This window comes from Collinsella sp. 4_8_47FAA (assembly GCF_000763055.1).
GTDB lineage: Bacteria > Actinomycetota > Coriobacteriia > Coriobacteriales > Coriobacteriaceae > Collinsella.
The window spans coordinates 186386-190082 of sequence record NZ_KN214134.1; the positions used below are offsets into that span (position 1 = coordinate 186386).

General features: G+C 63.9%; 2 protein-coding genes and 1 pseudogene. 1 reads left to right on the plus strand and 2 read right to left on the minus strand.

The window, feature by feature from the left end:
- Window positions 1-376: pseudogene (locus HMPREF9463_RS11000) on the minus strand (IS110 family transposase); the annotation flags it as partial.
- A 402-nt stretch (window positions 377-778) separates the two neighbouring features.
- Here HMPREF9463_RS11000 and HMPREF9463_RS00805 point away from each other — a divergent pair.
- Window positions 779-3079 (plus strand): hydratase, encoded by a 2301-nt coding sequence (locus HMPREF9463_RS00805; protein ID WP_035136624.1) that lies wholly within the window; start codon window positions 779-781, stop codon window positions 3077-3079.
- Window positions 3080-3320: 241 nt separating this feature from the next.
- Here HMPREF9463_RS00805 and HMPREF9463_RS00810 read toward each other — a convergent pair.
- On the minus strand, window positions 3321-3697 hold a 377-nt coding region (locus HMPREF9463_RS00810), incomplete at its 5' end, for an IS3 family transposase (protein ID WP_035136625.1).

Consider the following 3697-nt stretch of genomic DNA (forward strand, 5'->3'; position numbering starts at 1 on the left):
TGCCTTCGACCTCGGGGGAGGGGACCCATACGGGGGAGATGTCGTGGGCGAGTATCGCCTTGGCCATCCTGGCGGCGTCGTTCCTGTCGTTCTTGGAGGCCGAGTCGGCGGCCGACCTGGGGATCTTCGAGACCGCGGCGACGACGCACTCGACGCCGAGCCCGGCGAGCTCCCTTTGCGGGGCGAAGCCGAGGTAGCCGCTCTCGTAGGCCGCGAGCGACGGCCCGGGGAGCCCATCCATCCACCCGGCGATCTCGCCCCAGGGGTTGCCGGGGAACCTCCTCGTCACGGCCTCGCCGGTGTCCGCGTCGAGGGCGCAGACGGTGGTCGACCTCAGGTGGACGTCCATCCCGAACGCGGTAGAATACTTTGGCATGGGAGCCTCCCAACCTCGTTGCGGCGCGGCTGCGCCTATGGCACTTCAACATCATTGTCGCAGCCCCGACCCGCGGTCACGAGCGGGGGCTCCTGTCTTTTTAGTGCCCTCGGATTGGGTCATAGTGTCTGTCGCTGCCAAAACATCGGTGTTGCCGGGGTAGTCATTGGGGACGTTCTTAAATGGCTAGTCACCGGGGACGTTCTTGTTTGACTAGTCGTTTAAGAACGTCCCCAATGACTACCTTGCACTAAATCTGCCAGCCCTCGCTGGGTTCATCCTTTACTTTACTGAGATAAAGTGAACGTGTAGATTCGTAACCCACTCGCAACCGTTCTATGGCACGATATTGAACGAATGTATGCTATGCGCCCAAATCTTTTGGGCAGAGTAGGAGACAGTATGGTCAAGCTGTACGAGGACGGCATCTACCTGCGCGGCGGCAGCGAGGTTGTGCCTGCGGCCGAGGCTGCCGAGCGCGGTATTACGCAGACGCCCGAGGACGCCAAGCGTGGCACCATCGCGTATTCGATCCTTCAAGCACACAACACGTCCGGCGACCCCGAGGCGCTCAAGATTCGCTTCGACGCCATGGCGAGCCACGACATCACCTTCGTCGGCATCATCCAGACGGCGCGCGCCTCGGGCATGGAGCAGTTCCCGCTGCCTTACGTGCTTACCAACTGCCATAACTCGCTGTGCGCCGTGGGCGGCACCATCAACGAGGACGACCACGTCTTTGGCCTCTCGGCTGCCAAGAAGTACGGCGGCATCTTCGTTCCGCCGCACATCGCCGTCATCCACTCCTTTATGCGTGAGAACTTCGCGGGCTGCGGCAAGATGATTTTGGGCTCCGACTCGCACACCCGCTACGGCGCCCTGGGCACCATGGCCGTGGGCGAGGGCGGCGGCGAGCTGGCAAAGCAGCTGCTGCGTGACACCTACGACGTCGCCTATCCCGGCGTCGTCGCCATCTACCTCACGGGCGCCCCGCGTCCCGGCGTCGGCCCGCACGATGTGGCGCTCGCCATCATCCGAGCCGTCTTTGCCAAGGGCTACGTTAAGAACAAGGTCATGGAGTTTGTGGGCCCCGGCATCGCGAGCATGACGACCGACTACCGCAACGGCATCGACGTCATGACCACCGAGACTACCTGCCTGTCGAGCATCTGGGCCACCGACGAGGACGCGCACGCGTTTTTGACCATGCACGGCCGCGGCGACGACTACCGCGAACTCAAGCCCGCCGATGTTGCCTACTACGACGGCTGCGTCGAGGTCGATCTGTCGAGCATCAAGCCCATGATCGCGCTGCCGTTCCATCCTTCCAACGGCTTTGAGATCGACGAACTCAACGAGAATCTCGAGGACATCCTGCATGAGGTGGAGCTCGAGGCCGCCAAGATCGGCGAGGGCAAGACGCACTTTAGCCTGCTCGACAAGATCGTCGACGGAAGGCTGCACGTGCAGCAGGGCGTTATCGCCGGCTGCTCGGGCGGCAACTACGACTCCGTGGTCCAGGCTGCCCGCGTGCTCAAGGGCGCCAACACCGGCTGCGGCGAGTTCTCGCTGTCGGTCTATCCCACAAGCCAACCCGTGGCGCTCGAGCTTACACGCCGCGGCTACATCTACGACCTTATGGAGGCCGGCGCGATCGTGCGCACGGCATTCTGCGGCCCGTGCTTTGGCGCCGGCGACACGCCTGCCAACAACGGCCTGTCCATCCGCCACACTACGCGCAACTTCCCCAACCGCGAGGGCTCCAAGCCGGGTAATGGCCAGCTGAGCGCCGTGGCCCTGATGGACGCCCGCTCCATTGCGGCGACGGCTGCCAACGGCGGCGTCCTGACGCCGGCGACCGACCTGCCCGAGGAGACTTGGGACGAGGCCTGCGAGTACACCTTTGACGACGCGCCGTACAAAAAGCGCGTGTACTGGGGCTTTGGCAAGGCGGAGCCTGCCGACGAGCTGGTCGAAGGCCCCAACATCAAGCCGTGGCCCGCGATGGAGCCCCTCGGCGACGACATCCTGCTCAAGGTGTGCTCCAAGATCATGGACCCGGTCACCACGACCGACGAGCTCATTCCTTCGGGCGAGACGAGCTCCTTCCGCTCCAACCCTCTGGGTCTGGCCGAGTTTACTCTGAGCCGTCGCGACCCTGCCTACGTGGGTCGCTCCAAGGAGGTCGATGCGGTGGAGAAGCGCCGCGTGGCCGGTGAGTCCGCGGGCGACCTGGCGGCGCTCGATGCCGAGCTTGCGGGCGTGTTTGAGGCACTGGCCGGCGCGGGTGTCGCGGCCGATGCCAAGGCGACCGAGTACGGCTCCATGCTCTATGCCAAGAAGCCCGGTGACGGTTCCGCCCGCGAGCAGGCCGCGAGCTGCCAGCGCGTGATCGGCGGCCTGGCCAACATCGTCCACGAGTACGCCACCAAGCGCTATCGCTCCAACGTGATGAACTGGGGCATGGTGCCCTTCCAGATGGAGGCGGATCCCAACTTTGAGGTGGGCGACTACGTCTTTGTGCCGGGTATCCGTGCCGCGCTCGACGGCGACCTGAAGAACATCGCCGCCTACGTGGTGCGCGCCGACGGTGCGGTTGAGCAGATTGAGCTCTACATTGCCGATATGACGGCCGAGGAGCGTGCCATCGTTAAGGCCGGCTGCCTGATCAACTACAACAAGTTCAAGGCCGCTGCCGAGTAACGCGCTTAATTGTCCGCCCGGGGCTTACCCTTTCCCGCCCGCTCACGCGCTTCGCGAGGGTCGCGTTCGGGAAAGGATAAGCCCCGGGCTACATTTCTGCGTTCTCGTTGGGTCTTGAGGGACGCTAGTAAATAGACTTGCTTGATGCCGCCTCTCTTAATGGGGCGGCTTCTTTTTGTCGAAAACCACCACAAAGGGGACAGTGAACTGCGCCCCGAAACTTGGACTGAACAAATAGCGACTACGCCGCAAGGGCCCGGTTCCGGAACTCCTCCGGCGTCAGGCCCTTCAATCTTACCTGCCTGCGCCGCGTGTTCCAATGGTCTATGTACTCCTCCAGGTCGCGCTTGAAGTCCCCGAAGCTGCCCCACTCCCTGCCGCGGTAGAACTCGTCCTTCACGTGGCCGAAGAGCTGCTCGGTGGCGGCGTTGTCGATGCAGTTCCCCTTGCGCGACATGCTCTGGGTGATGCCCGCCCCCTCCAGCCTGGAGGCGTAGGACTCGTGCTGGTACTGCCAGCCCATGTCCGAGTGCATGGTCGGCGCCGCCCCGTCGGGCAGGGCCTCGAGGAGCCGGTCGAGCATCCTGTGCTGCTGGGCGAGGTCCGGCGAGGTCGATA

Bases quoted from the DNA above. Each gene is read 5' to 3' on its own strand.
- HMPREF9463_RS00805 (WP_035136624.1), top strand. From the start codon at position 779: ATGGTCAAGCTGTACGAGGACGGCATCTACCTGCGCGGCGGCAGCGAG.